At 44.7% G+C, this 25,471-nt stretch carries 26 protein-coding genes; 19 read left to right on the top strand and 7 right to left on the bottom strand.

Going from position 1 to position 25,471, the window contains the following annotated elements; all coding sequences use genetic code 11:
- Positions 1 to 50: 50 nt before the first annotated feature.
- Complete coding sequence (locus tag ASG85_RS03485) at positions 51 to 425, bottom strand: hypothetical protein (RefSeq protein WP_057305308.1); 375 nt, start codon at positions 423 to 425, stop codon at positions 51 to 53.
- Between the two features lie 304 nt (positions 426 to 729).
- Here ASG85_RS03485 and ASG85_RS03480 point away from each other — a divergent pair, with 304 nt between their 5' ends.
- On the top strand, positions 730 to 2,124 hold the full coding sequence (locus ASG85_RS03480; RefSeq protein WP_082562367.1) for an APC family permease: 1,395 nt from the start codon (positions 730 to 732) through the stop codon (positions 2,122 to 2,124).
- Here the strand turns inward: ASG85_RS03480 and ASG85_RS03475 are convergent.
- From ASG85_RS03475 to ASG85_RS03465, 3 genes are all read right to left on the bottom strand, one after another.
- Entirely contained in the window at positions 2,108 to 2,995 is an 888-nt protein-coding gene (locus ASG85_RS03475) for a LysR family transcriptional regulator (protein WP_057305306.1), read from the bottom strand. The two genes, ASG85_RS03480 and ASG85_RS03475, sit on opposite strands and share 17 nt — an antisense overlap.
- Positions 2,996 to 3,075: 80 nt before the next feature.
- Complete coding sequence (tatC, locus tag ASG85_RS03470; RefSeq protein WP_057305305.1) at positions 3,076 to 3,834, bottom strand: twin-arginine translocase subunit TatC; 759 nt, start codon at positions 3,832 to 3,834, stop codon at positions 3,076 to 3,078.
- Positions 3,835 to 3,872: 38 nt separating this feature from the next.
- Positions 3,873 to 4,106: a MerR family transcriptional regulator gene (locus ASG85_RS03465; RefSeq protein ID WP_029193642.1), complete on the bottom strand. Its 234-nt coding sequence runs from the start codon at positions 4,104 to 4,106 to the stop codon at positions 3,873 to 3,875.
- 218 nt (positions 4,107 to 4,324) lie between these two features.
- On the opposite strand from ASG85_RS03465, the gene ASG85_RS03460 reads away from it, so the two are divergent.
- The 5 genes from ASG85_RS03460 to ASG85_RS03440 all read left to right on the top strand — a co-directional run bounded on the left by ASG85_RS03460 (position 4,325) and on the right by ASG85_RS03440 (position 8,785).
- Positions 4,325 to 5,932 (top strand): flavin monoamine oxidase family protein, encoded by a 1,608-nt coding sequence (locus ASG85_RS03460; RefSeq protein ID WP_060645355.1) that lies wholly within the window; start codon positions 4,325 to 4,327, stop codon positions 5,930 to 5,932.
- Between the two features lie 20 nt (positions 5,933 to 5,952).
- Entirely contained in the window at positions 5,953 to 6,513 is a 561-nt protein-coding gene (locus ASG85_RS03455) for a RidA family protein (protein ID WP_060645354.1), read from the top strand.
- Between the two features lie 19 nt (positions 6,514 to 6,532).
- Complete coding sequence (gene tatA, locus ASG85_RS03450) at positions 6,533 to 6,745, top strand: twin-arginine translocase TatA/TatE family subunit (RefSeq protein WP_057305303.1); 213 nt, start codon at positions 6,533 to 6,535, stop codon at positions 6,743 to 6,745.
- 640 nt (positions 6,746 to 7,385) lie between these two features.
- Complete coding sequence (locus ASG85_RS03445; RefSeq protein WP_057305302.1) at positions 7,386 to 8,228, top strand: SDR family oxidoreductase; 843 nt, start codon at positions 7,386 to 7,388, stop codon at positions 8,226 to 8,228.
- A gap of 47 nt (positions 8,229 to 8,275) precedes the next feature.
- On the top strand, positions 8,276 to 8,785 hold the full coding sequence (locus ASG85_RS03440; RefSeq protein ID WP_057305301.1) for a hypothetical protein: 510 nt from the start codon (positions 8,276 to 8,278) through the stop codon (positions 8,783 to 8,785).
- A gap of 222 nt (positions 8,786 to 9,007) precedes the next feature.
- Here the strand turns inward: ASG85_RS03440 and ASG85_RS03435 are convergent, their stop codons facing one another.
- Positions 9,008 to 9,319 carry a hypothetical protein gene (locus ASG85_RS03435; RefSeq protein ID WP_057305300.1) on the bottom strand — a complete coding sequence of 104 codons (312 nt, stop codon included), beginning with the start codon at positions 9,317 to 9,319 and terminating at the stop codon, positions 9,008 to 9,010.
- A gap of 449 nt (positions 9,320 to 9,768) precedes the next feature.
- On the bottom strand, positions 9,769 to 10,776 hold the full coding sequence (locus tag ASG85_RS03430; protein WP_057305299.1) for a LacI family DNA-binding transcriptional regulator: 1,008 nt from the start codon (positions 10,774 to 10,776) through the stop codon (positions 9,769 to 9,771).
- Positions 10,777 to 10,898: 122 nt separating this feature from the next.
- On the opposite strand from ASG85_RS03430, the gene fucU reads away from it, so the two are divergent.
- Positions 10,899 to 11,324: an L-fucose mutarotase gene (gene fucU / locus ASG85_RS03425; protein WP_057305298.1), complete on the top strand. Its 426-nt coding sequence runs from the start codon at positions 10,899 to 10,901 to the stop codon at positions 11,322 to 11,324.
- Positions 11,325 to 11,414: 90 nt separating this feature from the next.
- Entirely contained in the window at positions 11,415 to 12,014 is a 600-nt protein-coding gene (locus tag ASG85_RS03420; RefSeq protein ID WP_235549344.1) for a hypothetical protein, read from the top strand.
- Between the two features lie 639 nt (positions 12,015 to 12,653).
- Here the strand turns inward: ASG85_RS03420 and ASG85_RS03415 are convergent.
- Positions 12,654 to 12,848 carry a hypothetical protein gene (locus ASG85_RS03415; protein ID WP_057305297.1) on the bottom strand — a complete coding sequence of 65 codons (195 nt, stop codon included), beginning with the start codon at positions 12,846 to 12,848 and terminating at the stop codon, positions 12,654 to 12,656.
- A gap of 417 nt (positions 12,849 to 13,265) precedes the next feature.
- Here ASG85_RS03415 and ASG85_RS03410 point away from each other — a divergent pair, with 417 nt between their 5' ends.
- From ASG85_RS03410 to ASG85_RS03360, 11 genes are all read left to right on the top strand, one after another.
- On the top strand, positions 13,266 to 13,559 hold the full coding sequence (locus ASG85_RS03410) for an HPr family phosphocarrier protein (protein ID WP_057305296.1): 294 nt from the start codon (positions 13,266 to 13,268) through the stop codon (positions 13,557 to 13,559).
- A gap of 32 nt (positions 13,560 to 13,591) precedes the next feature.
- Positions 13,592 to 14,485, top strand: coding sequence for a LysR family transcriptional regulator (locus ASG85_RS03405; RefSeq protein WP_057305295.1), 894 nt, complete (start codon positions 13,592 to 13,594; stop codon positions 14,483 to 14,485).
- A gap of 182 nt (positions 14,486 to 14,667) precedes the next feature.
- Positions 14,668 to 16,005: an LLM class flavin-dependent oxidoreductase gene (locus ASG85_RS03400; RefSeq protein ID WP_057305294.1), complete on the top strand. Its 1,338-nt coding sequence runs from the start codon at positions 14,668 to 14,670 to the stop codon at positions 16,003 to 16,005.
- A gap of 57 nt (positions 16,006 to 16,062) precedes the next feature.
- Positions 16,063 to 17,391 carry an LLM class flavin-dependent oxidoreductase gene (locus ASG85_RS03395; protein WP_060645353.1) on the top strand — a complete coding sequence of 443 codons (1,329 nt, stop codon included), beginning with the start codon at positions 16,063 to 16,065 and terminating at the stop codon, positions 17,389 to 17,391.
- A gap of 32 nt (positions 17,392 to 17,423) precedes the next feature.
- The gene (locus tag ASG85_RS03390; protein ID WP_057305292.1) at positions 17,424 to 19,076 is read left to right on the top strand and encodes an ABC transporter substrate-binding protein; all 1,653 of its coding nucleotides are present in this window, start codon (positions 17,424 to 17,426) and stop codon (positions 19,074 to 19,076) included.
- Between the two features lie 22 nt (positions 19,077 to 19,098).
- Positions 19,099 to 20,025: an ABC transporter permease gene (locus ASG85_RS03385; RefSeq protein WP_057305291.1), complete on the top strand. Its 927-nt coding sequence runs from the start codon at positions 19,099 to 19,101 to the stop codon at positions 20,023 to 20,025.
- Between the two features lie 36 nt (positions 20,026 to 20,061).
- Positions 20,062 to 20,955, top strand: coding sequence for an ABC transporter permease (locus ASG85_RS03380; RefSeq protein ID WP_057305290.1), 894 nt, complete (start codon positions 20,062 to 20,064; stop codon positions 20,953 to 20,955).
- 17 nt (positions 20,956 to 20,972) lie between these two features.
- Complete coding sequence (locus tag ASG85_RS39690) at positions 20,973 to 23,012, top strand: ABC transporter ATP-binding protein (RefSeq protein ID WP_057305289.1); 2,040 nt, start codon at positions 20,973 to 20,975, stop codon at positions 23,010 to 23,012.
- 154 nt (positions 23,013 to 23,166) lie between these two features.
- Entirely contained in the window at positions 23,167 to 24,036 is an 870-nt protein-coding gene (locus tag ASG85_RS03370) for a transporter substrate-binding domain-containing protein (protein WP_063860123.1), read from the top strand.
- Entirely contained in the window at positions 24,037 to 24,735 is a 699-nt protein-coding gene (locus tag ASG85_RS03365) for an amino acid ABC transporter permease (RefSeq protein WP_057305287.1), read from the top strand.
- An 8-nt stretch (positions 24,736 to 24,743) separates the two neighbouring features.
- Positions 24,744 to 25,454, top strand: a complete 711-nt coding sequence (locus ASG85_RS03360; protein ID WP_057305286.1) for an amino acid ABC transporter permease — start codon at positions 24,744 to 24,746, stop codon at positions 25,452 to 25,454.
- Positions 25,455 to 25,471: the final 17 nt, after the last annotated feature.

Genomic DNA, 25,471 nt, shown 5'->3' with positions numbered 1-25,471 from the left:
CAACGTTAGTTTCCATAATAAGAGGCGCTAAGAGCCTTCGCATCCATCCATTATGCATGTGCTAATTGTTTAAATTCAAGTTTTCCAGTCGTTAAATACGTGAGTTCCGGTGTTGAGAAAAAGTCAGCTAATCGCCGAAGCCTCATATATATCGTTCGCAAAATAACGGAATCCATCTCTGTGATCATACTGCGATTTGCAATGAAATCTCGCATGCCCACCTTGATGAGAAAATCGCTATTTCGAAGATCGGTTATCAATTGTTTATTGGGAAGTTCTCCGTAGTTGACTATGTACTTCGTTTGCGCAAGAGCGCTTTGATACAGTTCAGCACATGCTCGTGTAATTTGTACTTGCCTCTTTGCACCCATAGCGTCTGTAACAGTTAGCATTTGATTTTTGGTATCTAATGAGTTCTTTTTCAAATAAACAATTTCGTGAGAGGCAATACCCTCTGTGAGTAAACGAACGATGATGGCATCTTGCGGATTGATACAGCGAGTTTCGATAAAATGAATTTGTTCTAATGTAATAATACGAAATCAGCATCCCTTCAAGTGTGTAAATTGGATTTCAGTAAACTTTCATTCGGCTTTCAGCAATAAGCAACTATATACTCTATGTGGAATAAAGATCGATTATGACTGTTTACAATAAATAATTATTAACTTTATTTTCATGAAGAAGCAGGGAATACTTGGCTTATGCAGAAGATGAGAGTATAGATGTATGAGTGGAGTTGAGAGGGAGGCGCTGTTGAAAATGGTGAATGAAGAAGGGGAATTGAAGAAGGTGTTAGGCTTGCGAGATTCGATTGGTATTGCCCTTGGACAAATCATTGGAGCAGGTATTATGTCAATAACTGGCATCGCTATTGCATTAACAGGGATTGGTGTACCGCTGGCTTTCGTGTTTTCCTCTGTTTTTATGCTGATCATCACGATTCCTCTTGCCGTATTAGGCTCAGTTCTTCCTACAACTGGAGGCATGTACACATACACGAGTCGTTTACTTTCTCCGAATGCAGGGTTTGTCTATCTAATCCTTTTCACATTCGGTCATTTGACCATCGCTGTGTATGCCATTTCATTCGCTCAATATTTGCAGGGAATTATGCCCGGTACGCCGATCATGCTTGTTGCTTTCATTGTGCTGACTTTCTTCTATCTCATTAATCTGTTTGGCATCAAGTTCATGTCATCCTTAGGAAAGGGGCTCGTAGCGATTAAGCTGCTGTCACTTCTTGTTTTCATCGTATGGGGAATTTCGAAGGTCGACTATACGGTGTTTCATCCCTCAGCGTTTTTTCCTCAGGGCATGTGGAGCTTTCTTACAGCGGTTGGCATCACATCTTTTGCGTCTGGAGGTGCTTATGCCGTAGTTGAGCTCGGAGGCGAAATGAAGAGGCCGCAGAGAGATATTCCGCTTGCCATTTTCATCAGTAGTGGCATAGTTGCCTTGCTTTATATAGGCATTGGCATCGTAGCAACCGGAGTGCTGCCGATTTCTGATGTTGCAGGAGAGTCGCTTTCAGATGTGGCGAGGACGATACTGCCCAATCCATTGTTCCTATTTTTTATCATAGGAGGGGCCATGTTTGCTCTGGCTTCTACACTTAATGTGACATTTTCCTGGGTGACGAGGGGGATGCTGGTAGCATGTCGCGATGGTTGGCTCCCAGCATCGTTCGGCGCCGTTAATCGAAGGTATGGTACACCGCATTGGCTGCTCACGTTTTACTATTTGCTTGGGGTTATACCCATTGTGACAGGAGTATCGTTGACCACGATATCCCAGCTAGGGGTTGGTATTTTACTCATTTCAAGCATTTTCCCCGTTCTTTCTGCCGTACAACTTCCACGCAAGTGCCCTGAGCTTTATCGCAATGCACCTTTCACTATGAAGCCGAGTCTGCTTTACACCATCGTCATCATTGCCGTTGGTTTACTGGCCTTTCAAGGCTATTTACTCCTCAGCCGATTGTCGGCTCCATTAATTGTAGGTAACATGGTGCTTTTCGCAGCAAGCATCGTTTATGTGATGATTGTAGGCAAACGCCGAATAAATAAACATGCTTCAAAGGCAGTTGCAAATGATAGTCGTGATATCAAATTGTGGCAATAATTGTTTTCAGTTCTTTTGTAAACTCTTTGGAGGGCAGGGACTGATGGCGATTCTTTAGACGTAGAGAGCAGAAGGAAATATCCATATCCTCTCCGGTGATCTCTAATGCAACAATACTGCCTGTTTGGACATAGGGGTCGTATTTCAGACCGATTTCCGTATAAAATCCAATAGCAATTCCTTCGGCAATCACTCGTTTTGCAGCCTCTGAATTCCCTAGCTTAAATAAAATATTCGGCTCTCCATATTTTTTTAATTTACTTATCAGATACTCAGAATTCAGGAGGATCGGTTGATGAACAAGTTCTTCTATGGAGATGCTTTGGCGAAGAGACAGTGGGGAGTTTTTCCCCACGCATGCCATCACTCTGCTGTCCATCAACGTCTCAGTGATCAATTGTTTATTCGGCTCTTCATAATTCCGGGATACGGCGATTAGACCAATATCTACTTTACCGCTTTGGACTTCTTGTTTAATTTGCGGATAATCAAGTTCCAACATTTCAAGCTCTACACCAGCATGTTTTGCTTTGAAAATCGCCAAAGTTGAGGGTAAAACACTCAAGCATAGGCTAGGCACAGATGCGATGGAAAGGAACCCTGAGAGCTGATTGGAATGAAAACCTGCCGTCTCTCGGAGTTCCTCTACTTTTTTTATGATCTCTTCCGCTTTGCTTATAATTAATTTCCCATCTTCCGTAGGAATGGCTCCGAAGCGCGAACGCTTAAATAGCTTCACCCCAAGCTCTTCCTCCAGACTCACGATAGCCTGACTGATATTTGGTTGGGAGACATGAAGCTTTTCGGCAGCTAGTGAGATCGAACCGGTTTGATTGATTTCAATGATATAGAGAAGTTGTTCAATCCGCATAGTTCTCCTTTTTGGGAAGCGATTTATGTCGTAAATATATCCCAAAAGCGGATGATAGGCAATGATAGGGAAGCCCTATTTTAAGAGGCTCCGGACTCAACATTCAGTTTGCTTAGCTCCTTCATTTGTCCGTTGAAGACGAAACGTGATAGCACGACGCTGATTTCATATAAAGCAAATAAGGGGATGGCCACCATCAGATGTGAGATGAGATCAGGCGGTGAAATTAGGCTAGCTAATATAACCAGAACGATATAAGCGTATCTGCGAAATTTGTTCAGGAGCTTTGGATTCAGCAGTTTTAGTCTAGTTAGAAACATGACGACGATGGGGAGTTCGAAGGCAATCGACAAAGGCAGCACAATGTTCAGCATGAAACTAAAATATTGGGCAACACCGTACGTCGGGGTTAATCCAAGATTATCGGAAATTTGGGTAGTGAACGTCATGCACATGGGGAAAACAACGAAGTAGGCAAAGGTTAAACCGATGATAAAACACAGGACGGTATAAGGAATATAACGGAGTGTGGCTGACTGCTCCTCCTTCGTTAGGCCTTGTTTAACGAATCCCCAGATCTGATAGAGGATAAAAGGCAAAGTGACCGTTAGGGATATCGCGAACGCAATCATCATATAGAGGCGAATACTATCCATGGGGGAAAATACATGCCATGTCATGTCGGATGCCGGGGGTGTTTGCTTCAAGTACAGGAGGAGCTTCTGGGCGGCAAGAAAGCCGGCAATCATCGTAAGGATTATGACGATTAGAACTCGAATAATACGTGTTCGCAGTTCGGACAGATGTTCAACGAGAGACATCATTTCTTTTATTGGCATGGAAAACACCTCCAAAGCTATGTATGATCGTCATTGACTTAAGATCCCGCTAGCATGCGCTTAAGCTCAACGGTGTGGAAGCCGTCCATCAGCTTCGTGTGGATCTCCATGATGGTCTGAATATCCTCAAATGAATATTTACGAACGCCTCCTTTACTTCTCTCTGGGAAAATAAGTTTGCGATCTTCGTAATAACGAATCTGCCTCTCCGATAACCCGGTTAATTCACTTACCACACCAATTTGAATCACTTTCTTCTTCGTCATCGACATCATCCAACCTCCTAGACATGTTAGATAGATTAACATTTACATGACATTTGTTACAAGTTAACTCTATCACCATGCCTATATCTGATCAAATAATCAATTTTTATCCCGATATAAGTAATATTTATGTAATATAACCTAACACATATTAGTGACTAATACATGTCCTACTGGTACGTTTAAGGTGCGGTTTATCCAAACTTGAACGAGGAGATGGGAGCATGGAGAAGACACCGATCAAAGAAGATCAAATTACACGCAGACAATTTTTGACTACTGTCGGCAAAATAGGAGGGTCAGCCGCACTCTTTAGTGTTATGGGGACTCTGGGGCTCTTATCCCCAGAAACGATGAAAGCGGCAGATTATACTCCGCCTTCAGGCAGGGATCTCACTTCAACGAACCGCAACGGGAAAAAGGTGATCATTCTAGGCGCAGGGATAGCCGGTATGACGGCTGCCTACGAGCTGGGAATGGCCGGATATCAGTGCACAATTTTAGAAGCGAGAGCTCGTTCCGGCGGTAGAGCTTGGACGGTTCGCAGAGGTACGACTGTTTCGGAAATAGGTGGCAGCAAGCAGGTTGCACGCTTTGATAATGGGATGTATTTTAATGCGGGACCGATGCGGATACCCCAGTTTCATGTAACGTTGGAATATGCGCGTAAATTTGGTGTCGCGATCGAGCCCTTCAACAATGTGAACGAGAGCGGCTACTATTATAACGAAAATGTGGGCGAATTGTCGGGTGTGAAAATTCCGAAGCGCCAAGCGAAGGCAGATGTTAGGGGCTATGTCGCCGAAATGCTAGCTAAAGCGGTAAATCAGAAAGCACTGGATCTCCCTCTTACAACAGAAGAAAAAGCTAAGCTTGTCACTTATTTGAAAACCGAAGGGGATTTGAACGCAGATCTGTTCTATAAAGGTTCGGAAAGAGCAGGGTATAACGAGGAGCCAGGCGGTAAATTCGACGCGGGCGTACGTAGAGATCCATTTAGTTTAAAAGCGATCATAAATTCCGGTTTTGGGCAATTTTTTAGCAGCGAATACAGTTATGATCAACAAATGATGATGTTTCATCCGGTAGGCGGGATGGACCAAATTGCTAAAGCGTTTGAGAAGCGAGTGGGGGACCGAATTGAATTCCATGCAGAAGTACAAGAAATTAAGCAATCCTCCGACGGTGTTCGTATCCTGTATAAGGACTTGAATAGCGGCGCCAGCAAGGAAGCTGCCGGAGACTTTTGTATCTGTACGATTCCTTTGTCTGTCCTTAAGGATATTAAGGCCGATTTCTCCGCAGACATGTCGACGGCTATTTCTAAAATTAACTACGCATCCGCCGGTAAAATTGGGCTCCAGTTTAAACGTAGATTCTGGGAGGAAGATGAGTTTATTTTTGGCGGAAGCTCACTGACCAATATGGACATTTCCAGTATTTATTACCCGCCGACTGATTATTTTGCCAAAAAGGGACTCCTCTTAGGTTATTATGCATTCGGGGGTAACGCTGACAAGATTGGTAAAATGACACCTGCCCAAAGGGAAGACTACGCATTAAGCCAAGGGGCGAAAATTCATCCGCAATATTATAAAGAGTTCGAGGCCTCTTTCTCCGTAGATTGGAAGAAGATCAAATATAATCAAGGCGGATGGGCTTCGTATACGGCTGATGACCGCAAAACGTATTACCCTACCTTGTGTAAGCCGGACGGTCGCATTTATTTGGCTGGGGAGCATATTAGCTATATTACCGCTTGGCAGGCAGGGGCGATTGAATCCGCAAGGAAAGTGGTTACTGAAATTCATGAGCGCGTAATGAAAGAGTAGATGATGAGGAGCGATGAACGATGATGATAACGAAGAAAGTGAAAACCATGGCAGCCGTCACATTAGGATCATGCCTCATATGTGTCAGCGCCTATGCAGCCGGAACGGAAAAAACTAGTAAATACCCATCAGAGCCAATTAATGAAGTGGAATTCTATGGTAACCCAGCGTCCTCGATCTCTGCCGGAGTGTCCGTACCTGCAGACTCTTCTTACTTATTCACAAGCGGAACGGTGCCGCCTGTTCTTAATAAAGAGGGGAAAACGATTTATGAGCGCTATGGCGATACTAAAATGCAAGGTACCGGAATACTTAAAGAGATAGAGAAGCAATTGAAGGATAAGGGATTGACTTTGGCTGACGTCACTTATCTCCGTGTCTATCTTACAGCGGATGCGGCCAAAGAGGGCAAGTTTGACTATCAAGGCTGGTTCGATGCTTATGCGCAATTTTTTGGCAATGAAGCGAATCCGGTTAAGCCAGCTCGCTCTACGGTTGGTGTGGCAGGACTGGTTAACTCTGATTGGCTAATAGAGATCGAAGCTGTAGCCGTATATCCGAAGCATCATAATCAAAACTAATGAAACGGAGTTGATTCCTATGCTGCAAAATATTGGCTTTCCTGGTCTCATGTTAATCTTAGTTGTTGTCTTAGTCTTGTTTGGTCCTTCCAAGCTTCCAGAGCTTGGTCGCGCAGTGGGACGCACGCTGCACGAGTTCAAAAACTCTGCGAGGGAACTCGTATCCGAGGGCAAAGAAGCACCTGAACATGTAGAGCCAGCTGATAAGCTGTTTGAGAAGGCGAAAGTATAAACGAAGCTCAGAAAGCCTGTATCTGTGATTATTCTCTTTGGAGGAGAGCATCTCGTTACAGGCTTTTTTGCGCTTCTGTACAACGAATTAACCTTCTTTCACTCTTTTGAGTCTTGTATAGTTTGGATGTGAAAAAAACACAGGAAAAGCAATGGATTTACACAATCATTTCATGATAGTCTGCTCAATATGAATCTTCCATCAATTCCATGGAGAGGAACTACGATGCGCTATTTATCGAAAAAGCTGCCTTTTTGAGCGTTGAGGAGAACGTAGATGCGTTAATTTGCCGTTTGGATTGAAATATGGCTCTTAAAGCGAAAATAACGAATCGCCCTTCCGTTAGGCTAGCCATATAACCTCATTCAAGCAAAATAGCGAATCGACGTTCCGCCTCAGGTTTTGGATGGTTTGAAGGAAACTAACGATTCATTCGCCTCAGCGCATGATGATAAGTCGATAAGTTAACTTGAGGCAAAGCCTCAGGTTTTTTTACATGTGATTGGATAGAATCAGCCATAAATGGGCATTCACTAGGAGATTAGCTCCTGCTCGAACCAATTGTCCTCTTTTATATATCGACATTATGGCTTTTGTATGGGATTATGAATGTGAGTTGGATAAATAGGGGGCAGTCTGGATGAGATTCACAAAGCCGACAGCATTAGTGACTGGCGCATCTAGCGGATTTGGCTTATTAACGTCAATAGCTCTGGCCCAAAAGGGGTATCACGTTATCGCAACTATGCGTGACCTAGATAAAAGTGAAGATTTGCTCGCGAATGCTGAACAAGCTGGCGTAACAAATGCCCTCGTAATCATGGCTCTTGATGTAACGATTCATGACTCGATTGAACAAGTCGTTTCTGATATTATGGACAAGTATGGCAGAATCGATGTTCTCATTAACAATGCGGGTTTTGCTGTCGGGGGGTATGTGGAAGATGTACCGATGGAAGCGTGGAGATCTCAGCTGGAAACGAATGTATTCGGTGTCATTGCAACAACGAGGGCCGTCCTGCCGCACATGCGCGCACAGCAATCTGGTTGCATTGTTAATGTAAGCAGTGTGAGCGGGCTATCGGCATTTCCTGGCTATGCCCCGTATAGCACTTCGAAGTTTGCTATTGAGGGCTTTAGTGAATCGCTTCGTTTGGAAATGATGCCCCTGGGTGTACGCGTCGTGCTTGTAGAGCCAGGTGCCTATAAGACAGAGATTTGGCGTAAAGGTTTCGAGGCGATCCATACCACGGAAGCTTCTCCTTATTGGAAACGGCTTAGTAAAATGCTTGACTACTCAAGGAAAGCCTCCGTGACTGCACCCGATCCGCAGGAAGTAGCCGACCTAATTGCACGAATTGTAGACAACCCGCGGCCAAAGCTCCGTTATCCAATGGGACGTGGTGTAAGGTCGGGGCTGAGGGCGAGAAGTCTTTTGCCATGGAGATGGTATGAAGGCGTTTTGAATCGATTATTGAAATGAAGAAGGATGTATTTGTGTAAGTACGAATAAACCAAGGAGTGAAATGAATGTCTCGTAAGTGGGAAAGAATGGTAAGCAAAAATACGAAAACTGTAAACAAGAATCGCTCCAAACAGGGGATAGCTCCGATTTCTTCGGATCCGGACCGATCGGAAGTATTCAAGGGTAGAAGCATTATGTTAGCTTTATTTTTTGTTCTAATTTCCATCTTATTATTGGTTACTTTGACCAAAACAGACGGGGACAAGATGTACTGGTATACGACACTCAGTTACATGGCGGTTGGACTGTTCGTTTATTTTATTCGCCGTCCTTATTTAAAGGTTAGTAAGACGAGTATCTCGAAGAGGGGTTTTGCCAGAGAGCTTGTACTTAATGCCGATAAAATTAAAGAAATCGTATACTCCCCAGGTCAAGTGGTCATTGACCTGAATGGGAAGTCACCACGTTGGGTGTACAATAAATCTCTGAATCGATTCGACGTAACGGCCATGGCTGCTAGATTAAAGAAATTTGCTGAGCAGAACCAGGTTACGTTTGTGGATAAAACGGTTTAATAACAGATAGCGCGATCTGGAGCATGTTGTAAGTACAGAATGCGCGTGATGGAACATAAGTTAAGGCGACATGGAATATGGATAAGTGTAATAGCGCGACAGGAATCTCATAAACGATGAAAAAAGCCCAATTCGACATTGGGCTTTTTTGCTGCTTAGGCGTGATGAGCCAGCTAGAGATTAGACGGTTAGAGCAGCGATGATTCGTAATTATGGGAAATCTTAATCATACTTATCATCGTCGATTCTAACCACATTATCCACCATAAGCTCAAGTTCCGTCTCGAAGTTCAAATGAAGCGGTGCTGGAAGGAGATCGAAGATTTCCTGTATCATGTCCATGTCTAATAACTCATCAATGGTTTGAGGCCGCGGTTCTAACTCATAAACCCATTCACGGACTGCATCGATAAATAAATAAAAAGAAGATTGGAATTGATCGGCGACAGCTTCCTGCTCATCACCTCGTGATGCCGACATGGCATTCCAGTTTTTTAGCGTGGTTTGTAAGGCTTGCTCTACGATTGGGTTCATTCTAATCTCCTAAGATTCATAGGGTGCTTTAACATTTTTTCTAATGAATTGACTTGATGGGGGATGGAAAAACTCTACAGCAGCAACAACAAGTGGATTGTTGTACACCGTACAGCATAATTCCTTCATTTAGTTCAAAAGCCAATGAATGTTGTACGATGTACAACATTTTTTCTAAATTCAGACCTAATCCAGCTTATTAAGGTGATAATCTTGCACATTATGCAACAATCATTTCATTCAGCTTATTTGTTTAACGAAATGTTGTAGAAACTACAACATGTCATTCAAACCTAATGGCAAGGCACTTTCTCGAAGGGCTAGAGATTGCTAATCTGTAGGCTTTCGCTATTAGCGGCAAAGATCCGCGGTTCTTCGGACTCGGATGATCTTGCAAAGTCGGGACCTTTTAAACCATATGCTTCCCCTGTTAACCGCAATGTCAGCCATCACTTCAACGCCTGCGTAGAAGCTCGGATAATCATCTCCGAAGGCAGAATGATCTTCCGATTCTCATGAACGGCTTCGCCTTCAATGCGTTCAATCAACAGCTGCATGCCTAATAAGCCGAATTGATAGGCAGGCTGTGAAGCCAGGGTTAGAAAAGGGCTAATCGCACCTGCTGGGCCGAAATCGTCAAAACAGACGACCGATAGATCATCTGGCACCTGCAAGCCGCGCTGTCTCAATGATTGAATGACACCGACGGCGAGCATGTTGTTAGCCGCGAAGATAGCTGTAGGTGGATCTGCAAGATTAAGGAGTGCATCTAATGCGGATTCATCGTGGAAATCACGATAGTTTAGATGTGCGACGAGCGTGTCATCTATGGATAATCCACTAAGTAGATGCGCCTCACAATACCCCGTGTAACGCAAGCGGGCTGTAGAGACATCTTGTGAACCGTTAATCATAGCGATTCGGTGATGTCCCAAACCAATTAAATGCTCAACAAGTTTCCTCGCGCCTTCCTTACTGTCCCCGAGTACCACATCCGCCTCAATTCCCGGTATTTCACGGTCCAAAACAACGAAGGGGATATTATGCTTCTGCAGTTGCCCAAGATTCTCGACAGAATGATCGCCCGTCGGGGCGAATAGAACGCCATCCACACGGGTTGATAGAATCATATCAACGTAGTCTTTCTCTTTCGCATAATCTTCATCACTATTCGCAAAAAGCAGCCGATACCCAGCACGTTTAGCTGCATCCTCTGCACCGCGTGCAAGCGTAGTATAGAACGGATTTGTAATATCCGTAATGAGCAGGGAAAGAATTTTCGTCTTCTGAAGTACCAGACTGCGTGCCATCGAATTCGGAATATAGTGGAGATCTTCCATTACTTTCCTTACCCGCTTGCGCGTTGCTTCGCTGATACGACCTGTATTATTAATAACCCGTGAAACGGTCATTGCCGAAACTCCGGCTTTTTCAGCGATATCATAAATTGTAATCACGTTGAGTCACCTTTTTATCTCATCCTATTCGTCTATTGTATAGAAATTAAGGATTGACAGCAAGGCTTAAAATTGATAATTTTGGGTTATCGATAACACTTAATTTTGAGGAGGTCTTGAATATGCTTAAAGGTATTCCTTCCATCTTGTCGCCGGAGCTTTTGAAGGTGCTGATGGAAATGGGGCATGGGGATGAAATTATTCTAGCGGATGGCAATTTCCCTGCTGCCAGTCATACGAATCGCCTGCTGCGCAGCGATGGCCATGGTGTACCAGAATTATTGGAAGCGGTTTTATCGTTATTCCCACTGGATACTTACAGTGAACAACCTGTAGCACTTATGGCCAAAGTACCAGGGGATAAAGTGGAAACACCAATTTGGGCGACATACGAAGAGATCATTCGTACCCAAACGCAACCACAAATTGAGTATATGGAGCGATTCGCTTTTTATGAGCGAGCGAAGAAAGCCTATGCGATCGTTGCAACGAGTGAGAAAGCTTTATACGCCAATGTTATTTTGAAAAAAGGAGTCATTAATGAGTAATTTGGATTATCGATAACTCTAAAGTCACACCCGTCTTGTAAAGTGGGGGCAGCGCAGGAGAAGCTCGTCAGAGCGTACGATCTAGATGCCTTGTCCTACTACTACCACGGTGCGCCGGGGGGCGATTACGAGAAGCTGCAGGGCGGCTTCATCGTTGGCCATTCGCTGCTCACCGCACGCGGTATCCCGTGCTCCGGCGAAGGGGACCTCAAGACGGCCGTCTCGATGAAAATCAGCGACATCCTTGGCGTCGGCGGCAGCTTCTCGGAAATCGTCGTCGTGGATTATATCGACGAGACGATCTTGCTGGGTCATGACGGACCGTTCCATATCGCGATTTCCGAAGGAAAGCCGATTCTGCGCGGGATGGGGCTTTATCACGGGAAGCAAGGCACGGGCGTATCCGTCGAGGCGAAGGTGAAGACGGGGGCGATCACGACCCTGAATGTGACGCAGACCGGCGATGGTCGGCTGAAGCTCATCTCCAGCGAAGGCGAGTCCACGAACGGGCCGATCATGAGAATCGGCAACACGCAGACGCCGGTGAAGTTCCGCGATCATCCAGACGCGTACATGACGCGCTGGTTCGCCGAGGCGCCGACACATCACTGCGCGATGTCCATTGGTCATAATGCTTCCATGTTCCAGAAGGTCGCAGAGCTGATGAAGATGAACCATGTGATTTTATAAAGTTGTTAAAGCTGTTAAAGCTGTTAAAGCTGTTAAAGCTGTTAAAGCTGTTAAAGATGTTAAAGTTGTTAAAGCTGTTAAAGCCCGCCATTGGCGGGCTTTTTAAGGCAAGTTATGTTGTACTACGTACAACAATTACGTTACGTTTCTTCGCTATAGGCTGTTGAAGTTGTATGTAGTGCAACAATTTTGACTTATTTTATGCGATAAAGCTGTTTTGGGAAGGAAATGTTGTATGTTCTGCAACACTAACCGGGGAATACGCGAATTCGTTAATGAAATGTTGTACAAATTACAACAACTAAGTCCATAGATGAAGGAAACAGTGAACTTAACCTACGTCGAGGAACGACAATCCGTATTGAAGGGAAAGTGGCCTGTAATTTGAACGAACGGAACTTCATTCCGTTATTTGTAGGAAATGTGGCCTGTAATTTGATTGAACAGAACGTGAATGCGCAATTTGGGTGAAATCAATGCTCTTTAGGGCAAAATGACGTAATAAAGGATCGTAGTCCTCCAGCTCGCGAAACCGGCGTTTATTCAGTAATTAGCGCATCCACGTTCCTCTATGAGTCCACTCCATATAAATCGGAGAGATTAGGTTAATGAACATTTCGTTATTTCAAATGGATACGATTAGTTTTGCGGCATACCGGATTCCGCATCCGGACTCGAATTATTATCCGCGAATTCCACATAACTATCGACCGTATCTAGAACTTGGCTTAGCTGCCAACGGCTAAAAATAATATGATCTGAAGAAATCGCATTATAGGTGCTTTCTTGCTTGCTGATTTTAAAGCCTCGGTAATTCTCATAAATGGTTCTCATTCTGATCTCTCCCTCGCTTGGATGTATATCTTAAACTATCATCAAACGAGCAATTTTGGTAGAGGTGTAAATTGATAGAAATTGTCTATTCCTGACTAATTGCATGTAAATATGGTTAATTGCTTCTTTTCTGTTGCCTATACGGTGCAAATTGTTCTCTGCGCGGGTTTCCGCTTAGCCGGAAATGCCATTTGCATGTAGGTTAGGTATTTCAATTTTAAACGTTGACAGAATATGGTTGGATTCACTATAATCTAAATACAAGTAATTTTATCGGAATAATATGAATCAACCAGACAACTGGAGATGCTTCATCCTAAGGGGTGAATTCGTCTCCTTTTTTCATTCATAATCAGCAAATGCTATCTATAGCTTACGATGCAAGTTATTTTGTAACACTTTCTAGGAGGAATAGGAATGAAAATCGAATGGACTTTTACGAGGAACAAACCTTGGACGATTGATCTTGTGTTGGATTTTGTGACCATAGCTAATCGGTATTCGTGCAATATTTATGTAGGTGTAAGTGGGAAAATGCTGAATGCAAAGGGTTTACTAGGCATTGTTTCCCTAAGCCTAACACTAGGCAATCAGTCGGTTATTGTTTTGCAATTAGATGGCGTTGATGCACAGGAAGCATTTGAAAAAGTATCTGTGTACTTACAAAGCACGGATCACAGTATACAAAAGGCCTATTCGCATAGTTCCTAGTCGCTTGCAAGTTAGAGAGGAAGTTTATTGTCATGAATATTGAAAATATTGAAGCTTTCGTCTATGTCATACATTTCAATAGTTTCAACAAGGCTGCTGATGCATTATTCTTATCCCAGCCATCAGTGACGGCCCGAATTCAATCGTTAGAACGAGAACTGAATACATTGCTGTTCGATCGAGAAGGGAGGAATTTTACGCTGACAGAGAAAGGGAAGCAGTTCCTGCCGTATGCTCAGCAAATTCTCCAAACTTACAAGAAGGGAAAACAACAGCTGCAGAATTTAAACACGACTCCTAATGAATTAAGAATAGGGTGCACGGTTTCTGTCTCCAATTATGTCATACCAGATATTCTTCCCATCATCAAAAAGGAGTACCGAAGCCTGCAGATTAAATTAACGACAGCTCCCACCGAAACGATTCTGGAGAAGCTGTTGAATAAGGAAATAGACATCGGCTTTGTGCGAAACGTGACGCATCCGCATGTTGATTGTGCGGGGTTTTATGAAGATCCGATTCGACTCTTCGTACATCAGCGTCATCCTTTTATGAAGAAAGAACAAATTACGATTGAGGATGTAAGCAGGGAATCCCTAGTGTTTTTCGAGTGTGGCTCTCTCGATTGGATAAAGATACATCGCTTATTCGCCACACTTGACCGTCCGCCCCAAATCGAATACCAGATCGATAATCTTGAAACGGCGAAGAAGCTGGTCGTGAGTGGGATGGGGGTTTCTTTTTTACCCGATCTCTGCGTACGTCAAGAAGTGAAGGATGGCTTACTTGTACCTATCCATATCCCTGCTCTAGGAGGATTGTCGCTTCGGACTAATCTCATTTCACTCAAGGAAGCGGCCAACGATTTCACGCATGTGTGCCTAGAAGCATTGAAAGAGATGAAATTGAAAATAAGTTCTCCATAGAACAATTCTATCTGATAATAGAACATCTTAATATCAAATTGACCGCCTAATAAGCCGGTGATACAGTAAGTAGGAATTTAAACCGACAAAACCAATTGGAATTATTGTTTATACGTTATTAAGGGGAATGCATGCACTGTAAGGGTTAAATTATGAAAGCCAAACTTTTAGGAGGAAAAAACATGCCCAAACAAAAACAATTAAAGCTCGGAGCTATCATTCATGGAGTCGGCGGTAATATGTCATCTTGGAAACATCCGGATGCGATCGTAGATGCGAGTGTGAATTTCAACTATTACAAACAGCAAGCACAAAAAGCGGAAGCTGGTAAATTCGATTTGTTGTTTATCGCAGACGGATTGTTCATCAATGATAAATCGATTCCCCATTTCTTGAATCGCTTCGAACCGATAACGATTTTATCGGCCTTGGCGGCAGTAACTTCGAAAATTGGTCTAGTCGGTACGCTATCTACGTCCTACAGTGAACCATTCACAGTGTCGAGGCAGTTCTCCTCACTGGATCATATCAGCGATGGCCGAGCAGGGTGGAATGTGGTCACTTCCCCGCTGGAGGGCTCCGCTCTTAACTACAATAAGAAGCTGGAGGATCATCCTGATCATCCCAAGCGGTATCGAATTGCTTCTGAATATCTGCAGGTTGCCAAAGGGTTATGGGATTCATGGGAAGATGATGCTTTTGTAAGGAATAAACAAACCGGTGTGTTCTTCGATCCTGAGAAGCTGCACCGATTGGACCACAAGGGCGAATTCTTCTCTGTACAAGGACCGCTTAATATTGGGAGATCCAAGCAAGGCAGACCCGTTATCTTCCAAGCAGGCTCATCTGAGGATGGCAAAAACTTGGCTGCCAAAGAAGCAGATGCGATCTTTACTGGACATCCAACCGTCGAAGATGCTAGGCGCTTTTATGACGATGTGAAAGGCCGAACAGCAGGTTTTGGCAGAAATCCTGATGAGATTGTTGTAATGCCCGGCATAGGACCAATTATCGGCGTAACGGAAGAAGAGGCAGAACGCAAGTATCAGGAAGTTGCGAATTTAGTAACCATTCAGGAAGCACTCGCTTATTTGGGACGTTTTTTCGAGCATCATGATTTTACGCAGTACGACTTGGATGCCCCATTCCCTGAACTAGGCGATTTGGGCAAAAACAGCTTCCAAAGCTCGACAGATCGCATTAAACAGAATGCGAAGGAACATGGTCTGACTCTTCGGCAGGTCGCACTCCAATCGGCCACACCGCGTCCACTGTTCATAGGTACACCAACTCAGATCGCAGATCGCATTCAGGAATGGTTCGAGAGTGGGGCCGCAGACGGATTCATAGTGGGTTCTGGTGTTCCGAATGGTTTGAACGATTTTGTGGATTTGGTCATTCCGATTTTACAGGAACGCGGGATATATCGTACGGAGTATGAAACTGATACACTTCGCGGAAATCTAGGACTCCCTTTTCCAATAAATCGCTATGCGAAAGAAAAAGTGACGCACCAATAGGCTTTAATTCCGACTTAATTTATGCGCATTGTCAACCAACGATAGGGGGGATATTGAATGGCAAAACAAAGAAAATTGAAGCTTGGCGTTAATATCAGCGGTGTCGGCAACAGCATGTCTGTATGGAGACACCCGGATGTTTCGACGGACGCAAGTGTCAGTCTCGATTACTACAAGCAGCAAGCATTGAAAGCTGAGTCTGGAAAGTTCGATCTTGTGTTCATCGCGGATGGCTTGTACATCAATGAGAAATCAAATCCTCACTTCCTGAATCGCTTCGAACCGCTTACCATTCTTTCCGCATTAGCAGCTGTGACTTCACAAATCGGACTCGTCGCCACACTATCGACTTCGTACAGTGAGCCGTTCACCGTCGCCCGTCAGTTTTCCTCGCTGGATCATATTAGCGGAGGTCGCGCAGGCTGGAATGTTGTGACGTCTCCACTTGAAGGCTCAGCCAAAAATTTCGGCAAGGGCGAACATCCGGCCCATGAGCTGCGCTACAGGATTGCTGAAGAGTATGTCCAGGTTGTGAAAGGCCTATGGGATTCATGGGAAGACGATGCTTTCGTAAGAGATAAGGAGTCCGGTGTTTTCTTTGATCCGGGCAAACTGCACACTCTGAATCATAAAGGTGAATTCTTCTCGGTTCAAGGACCACTGAATATTGGCCGTTCTAGACAAGGGCATCCTGTTGTTTTCCAAGCAGGAGCTTCAGAATCAGGCAGAGATTTGGCGGCTAGAACGGCCGAAGCCATCTATACAGGGCATGAACATATCGAGGAAGCGAAGCTGTTTTATCAAGACATTAAACAAAGAGCAGCCGCTTATGCCCGTGAATCGGATGAAGTGCTAATTTTCCCTGGAATCAATCCGATTATAGGACGTACACAGGAAGAAGCTGAGCTTAAGTATCAAGAAGTCGCTAATCTCGTAACCATCCAAAGCGCGCTTGACAACCTGGGCCGCTATTTCGAGCATCATGATTTTTCGCAATACCCACTCGATGAACCATTTCCGGATTTGGGTGATTTCGGGGCAAATAGCTTCCGAGGCACGACGGATAAAATAAAAAAGGAAGCGAAAGAGCTCAATTTGACGCTTCGTCAAGCGGCCATAAGAGCAGCCACGCCTAGAGGCAATTTTATAGGAACACCTGAGGCGGTTGCTGATTTAGTAGAACAGTGGTTCAACGAAGAAGCGGCTGATGGGTTTGTCATTCGCACGACGGTGCCTAGAGCATTGGATGATTTCGTTGACCTTGTTGTTCCAATTTTGCAAGAGCGCGGTATTTACCGCACAGAGTATGAAACGGACACGCTGCGCGGGAATTTGGGAATTCCTATTCCTGCTAATCGCTACACGAAAGAAAAGGTTGCCAACTAATTCGTTGAAACATACATGGGGGAGTGTTTATCTTGCGTAGATCAAAAGAATGGGTCAAGTTAAGTACATTATCATTAGCATTCGTCATAGCTTTGACGGGATGCGGTTCAGCAAAAAGCAGCAGCGGGGATGCAGCACAATCACCAAATGCCAAGCAAGAGGATAAGCAGACGGCCGTTATAGGTGGAGAGCTAACCTATGCACTCGCGACTTCGCCAGATTCATTAGATCCACATCGCAGCGGTCTTGCCGTTGCCGTTCGGGTACTTCGTACCATTTACGATAGTTTAGTCGTTCAACTGCCCGATGGCTCGATCAAACCTTGGCTAGCCACTGAATGGACCGTTGCGCCTGATGGTTTGAGCTACATTTTCAAATTGCGTAAAGATGTGAAATTCCAAGACGGTACCCCATTTAATGCGGAAGCTGTCAAATATAGCTATGATCGTATTCTCGATCCAACAACGAAAGCGGCTAACTCCGTAGCCCTCATTAAGCCCTATAAATCCTCAGAAGTCATTGATGAATTCACGATAAAAATAAATCTGGAAACACCATCCAGAGCTTTCCTGGGCAACCTAAGTCAAGCCTTACTTGGGATTGTATCACCAACAGCAGCTAAAAAGTATGGGGATCAGTTTGGTAAAAATCCGGTAGGATCCGGCCCCTTTTCCTTTGTGAAATGGGAAGAGAATGCATCCATTCAAGTTAAGCGCAGTCCTGATTACAACTCAGCTCCCGAAATCGTGGAGAATAAAGGAAAGTCCTATTTGGATCAAATCACATTTCGTATCGTTCCAGAAGAGGCCACTCGTATTGGCAGTGTTCAAAGCAAACAAGTACTCGCAGGCGAAACCATTCCTCCACAAAATGTCGTTTCCTTGAAATCAGATGCAAGCATTCAAGTTCACCAAGTGAATACAACGGGTTTACCTTATACCTTGTTTATTAATCAGCGGAAAGCACCTTGGAGCGATGTGAAAGCAAGGCAAGCGCTGCAAGCGGCTATTGACGTAGATGCGATTGTCAAAACGCTATATTTAGGGACATATCCACGTGCTTGGTCACCGCTTTCACCTGGCGTTGTCGGCTATGATGCATCGCTGGAAAACGGAATCAAACCTGATGTCGCTAAAGCGAACAAATTACTGGATGAACTAGGTTGGGTGAAAGGCGCGGATGGCATCCGTGTGAAGGATGGCAAAAAGCTGACTTTACATTATGTAGATGGCTCGCCGAATCGTGAAAAACGCAATGATATTGCGGTTATTATTCAACAACAGCTGAAACAAGTCGGCATCGTTGTCGAAGTTGAGATTACCAAAGATGTAGCCAATGTTGTATATACCAAAGGCGAATATGATATCTACGGGAACAGCCAGGTAAACTCGGATCCGAATGCGCTTTACGCCTTCTACCATACGAGTGATCCGAAAGCCCGTCCAAGTCTTCCAGGTCTGGCCGATCCGCAAGTAGATGAGTGGCTTGAACAAGGTGCTATCGAAACAGACGATAAAAAACGTGTGGAACTGTATAAACAAGTTCAGAAATCGATTATCGATAATGCGGTCATCATTCCAATCTATGTATTCCCCTATACAGTAGCCGCATCGAAAACCGTTAAAGGATTGAAATTCGATTCCCTAGGTTATCCGCTCTTCAATGACACGTTTATTCAAAAATAAAGACATAGGGGAGCTAATCGATATGAGCAGGATAATAACGGAGCGGCTTGTGGTTTCCTTGCTGGTCATTCTTGGTTCCTTAATCCTTGTTTTCTGTATTTTGTATGTACTTCCGGGAGATCCCGTACTCTCGATGATCGATCCTTCATCCATGACCCCGGAGGCTATTGCCAACTTAAGGCATCAACTGGGATTGAATGAGCCCTTTTATGTCCAATTTGGCCGCTATTTTCTAGCTATGATTCACGGGGATTTTGGTAAGTCTTTACTGAACAGTGAACCTGTGCTGCCCAAAATTATTAAACATCTCCCAGCTACAATGGCACTAACTTTAGCTAGTACACTCATTTCCACGATTATTGGTGTAGGGCTAGGCGTACTTTCCGCCATACACCGCAACCGATGGATCGACGTTCTAGCCCGTATCGTAGGGCTGTTCGGTATATCAATGCCAACCTTCTGGTCGGGGATCCTGTTGATTCTCATCTTTTCTGTATCCTTAGGCTGGTTCCCGGCAATGGGGTCCCAAGGGTTGATTACTCTTGTCCTTCCTTCGCTCGCACTTGGCTTTGTTGGGGCCGGATTTATCGTTCGCATGGTACGGAACTCGATGTTGGAAGTCATCAATGAGCATTTCATCGTGACCTTGCGTGCGAAAGGACTATCGGAACGATTAGTGATGTATCGACATGCGCTTCGCAATGCGTTAATACCTGCTATTACCATTATCGGTATTCATATTGGAGACCTGATGGCAGGGACCGTTGTGATCGAAACCGTATTTTCTAGACAGGGGATTGGGAGAATTCTCGCGGATGCCATCATGTCCAAAGATTTGCCGGTTGTTCAGGGCGTTGTCTTTTTCTCAGCCATCATCTACGTCGTTGTGAATTTGCTTGTGGATATTTCTTATGTATTCATCGATCCACGGGTGCGTCGAACACCATAAGGTCTAAATGAAACCATATTGGGGAGGAGATTGGGTATGAAAGAAGTGGTTTCCACGAGGGCTATTTGGCAGAGGCGTAAATGGCATCTACAATTTCCGAAAGCATCTAGTAAAATTAGCGCCACGGAAATACTCGTTTATTTAGCGGCTATCGTGACTTTGTTTATGATAGGATGTGCACTTTTTCCGCAATGGATTGCTCCTTATCCCCCTACGGCGATGCTCACCGATCAAATTCTGAGCGCGCCAAGTAAAGCTCATTTGTTTGGTACGGACTATTTTGGCCGAGATGTCTTTAGTGTTGTCGTGTATGGGAGTCGTGACTCCTTATTCATTGGATTTGCTTCTGTTCTTGCAGGAGGTTTAATAGGCGGACTCATTGGTGCGGTAGCTGGATATATCGGTGGTGTCATCGATACGCTCTTCATGCGGATCATTGATGTTCTGATGACAATTCCCGGAATCCTATTAGCGTTAGCCATAGCTGCCGCTCTTGGTCCTCATTTATTCAATCTTATCTTTGCAGTTGCAGCAGCGTCCATTCCACAATATGCAAGGGTCATGCGCGGTCAGATTCTGAGTATCAAGAGTCGCTCCTTCATTACAGCTTCGCGATCGATAGGTGCATCTAATGTGCGAATATTTTTCCGCCATGTCTTGACGAATGCTTGGTCGCCGCTCTTGGTTATGTCTACGATTGGTCTGGGATCATCGATATTGGTTGGAGCAGGGCTAAGCTTCCTTGGACTGGGGGTGCTCAAAGAGATTCCTGATTGGGGGACACTCTTATCACAGGGAAGAGGCTATCTGACGGTGGCATGGTGGATATGTACGTTTCCAGGACTAGCGATCACCTTATTTGTATTATCGGTTAATTTAATTGGAGATAGACTGCGCGACTCCATGGATCCAAAGCAGAAAAGGGCATAGCAAGGGGGCGGCGCAAATTGAAACAACTGCTTGAGATTGAGAATTTAAGTGTTCAATTTACAACGAATAAAGGGTCGTTCACGGCAATTCAAGACATTACGCTGAACATTGGTGCAGGAGAAACTGTCTGTCTAGTGGGAGAATCCGGCAGCGGCAAATCGGTGACTTCCAAATCCGTCATGCGATTAATTGATTATGAGAATGGTGTGATTTCCGGCGGTCAAATCGTGCTGGATGGTGATGATTTGGCCACTTTGTCACAGAAAGAGCTTCGGGCATTACGTGGGAAGAAGATGGCGATGGTGTTTCAAGAGCCAATGGCTGCTTTTGATCCCGTGTTTACAATTGGCAGTCAAATCACGGAGGTTATCATTCAGCATAAACAGGGCAATCGAGAACAAGCCTGGGAGCGGGCCGTTCATTTATTGAAGCGTGTCGGCATTCCTGAGCCTGAAATCCGGATGAACCAATACCCCGGCGAGCTGTCTGGGGGAATGCTGCAGCGGGCAATGATTGCCATGGCTCTTTCTTGTAATCCACAGCTGCTTATTGCGGATGAACCTACAACGGCGCTTGATGTGACGATTCAAGCGCAAATTCTTCACCTACTGCAGGAGCTTAAAGATGAGTTTAACATGTCGATTCTCCTGATTACACATGATATGGGGATTGCGGCTGAGATGGCTGATCGCATTATCGTGATGTATGCAGGGCAGATCGTGGAACAGGCGACCGTTCAGCAGTTGTTCACGAAACCCCATCATCCGTATACACGAGGATTGCTTCGTTCGATTACGACGATGGATAGTGATCGTACTTCCCGATTATTCTCCATTGAAGGAACGATACCTCATTTATCGGATCTCCCTACAGGATGTCGGTTTCATCCTCGGTGTCCTTTTGCGACGGATCGTTGTAAGAATGATAGCCCGCCTCTTCAATCTGTGAATGGACGGCTAGCCGCCTGTTGGTATTCGGAGGATTTAGTCAAACTCGAAGATTGGCAGCAGCATACAACGCCAGCGGATACGGCTATTAAATCTGGTAAGAATGATCTGACCATTCCTGAGTTAGGAGAACAGGAGACAGCTACAGAGAAGCTTTTCGAGGTAAAAGGGCTAAGTAAATTTTACCCAGTAGGGAAAGGGACGTTTAACCGTTCAAAGACCTATATTCGCGCTGTTGACGACGTGTCATTCTCGATTAAGAAAGGTGAGACCTTCGGTTTAGTAGGCGAATCCGGCAGTGGTAAGTCTACTTTAGGCCGGGTTCTGCTGCAGCTGGAGAGGGCGACGGAAGGAAAGGTTCTATTCGAAGGGAAGGATTTATCCGAGCTTTCGGCCAAAGGACTGCAGGGAGCACGTCGCGATATGCAGGTCATTTTCCAAGATCCGTACGGTTCAGTGAATCCGCGTTGGAAAGTTGGCGATATTATCGGCGAACCTTTCGATGTACATGAATCATTAAGCAAAGCAGAAAAGCGCGCTAAGGTGGAAGAACTATTGGAACTAGTTGGTTTGAATCGCTCCATGTATGATCGATTCCCTCATGAGTTCTCGGGAGGTCAGAGGCAGAGAATTGGTATCGCCAGAGCCATAGCACTTCATCCCCAATTCATTCTTGCCGATGAAGCGGTATCTGCGCTCGACGTATCCGTACAGGCACAAATTGTTAATTTAATGCAGGATTTGCAGAGAAAATTGGGGTTAACTTACTTATTTATCGCCCATGGCTTAAATATTGTGCGCCATTTATCGGATCGTATCGGTGTGATGTATTTAGGAAAACTGGTTGAAATTGCGCCAAGTGAAGAGCTGTTCCTTCATCCATCCCATCACTACACGAAGGGGCTGCTATCCTCCATACCTTCACCTGATCCCACGAGGAAAAGAGAATGGTTTGCGATTGAAGGAGAAATTCCATCCCCTGCGAATCCGCCATCCGGCTGCCGATTCCACACCAGGTGTCCTGCAGCAACGGCAAGGTGCAGGGAGGAGCAGCCAGAGCTGCTCCAATTGCGGAAAGGTCATTGGACGGCCTGTCATTACCCTCTGTAATATCCTCTGTAACATATAAAGAATATTCGTCATGGCATGTCTTCATTTCAACGGGAAAAATACCCCGTTTTCTTTTCGGATAAAAAAATAGTTAAAACGTAGGAATAGTCATATATACATAAATCTAATATCAGTACTCAGGAGGCATTTAATCATGAAAAAATTCACGGTACTTTCATCCCTTATTCTTACGGCTGCATTCGCAGCAGGATGTGCGGCTCAAACTAAAACGGCCAGCACGTCCCCATCCACCGGGTCCGCAGCCACAGCCGCTGCTACAACAGCACCTGCAGCTCAAGCTACAGCAGCGCCAAAAGGGGTTAAAAAAATTGTGGTGGGAACAGGTACACAATTCCCGAACATTTGCTTTATTGACGATAAGGGCAACCTTACGGGTTATGATGTAGAGCTTGTCAAAGAAATCGATAAGCGGCTTCCCGAGTATGAATTTGAGCTCAAAACGATGGAATTCAAGAACCTTTTGCTGAGCTTAGAGACGAATAAAATCGACTTCATTGCACACCAAATGGAAGTGAATGAGGAAAGAAAGCAGAAATTCCTATTCAATGATGAAGCCTATAATATTTTTCCGAACAAAATTATCGTTCACAAAGACAACAATACCGTTAAATCTATTGATGATCTTAAAGGTAAGAAGTTATTGGTAACCGCAACAAGCAACGCGGCTGTACTGGCTGAAAAATATAATAAAGAACACAACACCGGTATTAATATCGTTTATACAGGCGCAGGCGAGGATGCAAAATCACTCATTAAGCAAGGTCGTGCGGATGCCTCGATTAGTACGCAGTTTGCGATTGATTTCGTTAATAAATCGGTAGATGCGCAGCTAAAAACAGTCGGAGAGCCGCTGTCCAACTCCAAAGTTTACTTCATTTTACGCAAGGATCAAGAAGAGCTGAAAAAGAAGATTGACGAAGCCGTGAAAGCCATCAAAGCAGATGGAACACTCGGTAAATTAAGTACGCAGTGGCTGGGAGCCGACTATACCGTGGGTAGCTAGATGGGGAAATCATTCGATATTACGCTTGTTGCGGAGTTTCTGCCGAAGCTGCTCTACTACTTGCCTTTAACCCTTCTCATTCTTGTGGCATCACTTGCATTAGGTCTTGTGCTGGGTACACTGATTGCCCTAACTCGCTTATATCGTATTCCAGTGCTTAGCCAACTATCCATCGTGTACGTATCGTTTATCCGTGGAACGCCGATTTTGATCCAATTATTCCTTGTTTTCTATGGTTTGCCGATGCTGCTCGAGATTATCGATATCAATATATCTCGATGGGATCCGATCTATTTCGTGATTATTACTTATGGCCTTAGTATTGCCGCTTTCAAATCTGAAAACATCCGGGCGGCTGTCAATGCCGTCGATCGGGGCCAGACCGAAGCTGCTTATGCAGTAGGCATGACCGGTAAGCAATCCTTTTCTCGAATCGTTGCGCCACAGGCTTTACTTATTGCCTTCCCTAACTTTGCAAATTCAGTGATTAGTTTTCTCAAAGATACGTCGTTGGCTTTCTCGATTGGGGTCATGGATATGATGGGGCGTGGGCAAACATTAATTGCGGCTACGGCGCATACGTTGGAAGTTTATATCAGTTTAACGATCATATATTACGTAACTGTACTTATTTTGGAAAAAGTTTTTAAAGTGACGGAGTTCAGGCTGCAAAGGCATGAGCGTCCATTAACGGGGTGAGTGAGGACATGAAAATCGATATTGTTTTTATTTATACAGCCTTTTTCCAAATATTAAAGGCATTACCGTTAACCTTGGTGCTGACCTTCATCCCGCTTGTTATCGGCTTCGGCATCGGTGTAGTAACGGCTTTCGCTCGTATCTACAAAGTGAAATATGTACATCGTCTCCTAGATTTCTACGTATCCTTTCTACGCGGGACGCCGATTCTGCTTCATATTTTTGTTATCTACTTTGGGCTGCCGCTCGTCATTGATCGGTTGTCTGCGTATTATGGATGGGGTTTCAAATCGTCATCGATTCCTTCTCTGCTTATTGTGTTGACGGCATTTTCTATAACAGCCGGTGCTTATATGTCGGAGATCATTCGATCCGGCATCTTATCGGTTGATCGAGGTCAAATCGAAGCCGCCCATGCCATTGGCATGACAACACCTCAAGCGATTTGGCGAATCGTAGCGCCTCAAGCGATTGGCGTTATTTTACCCAATTTGTGCAATATTTTCGTTGGATTTCTGCATACGTCATCGTTGGCCTTCACCGTGTCTCAGATGGAGCTCCTTGGCAAAGCAAGCGTTGTTGCTTCAGTAAGCTTAAAATTTCTCGAGGCATATATTGCCGCAGCCTTTATTTACTGGGGGTTGACCTTGTTAGCAGAAAGACTCACCGCATTTTTGGAGAAAAAAGTTACGGTCTATAATCGAGGAGGAGTCCTATGATTCGGTTAACAACTACG

Origin of the sequence: Paenibacillus sp. Soil724D2 (assembly GCF_001427935.1) — a bacterium.
Lineage (GTDB): Bacteria > Bacillota > Bacilli > Paenibacillales > NBRC-103111 > Paenibacillus_E.
This window is presented reverse-complemented; position numbering and strand designations above follow the sequence as displayed.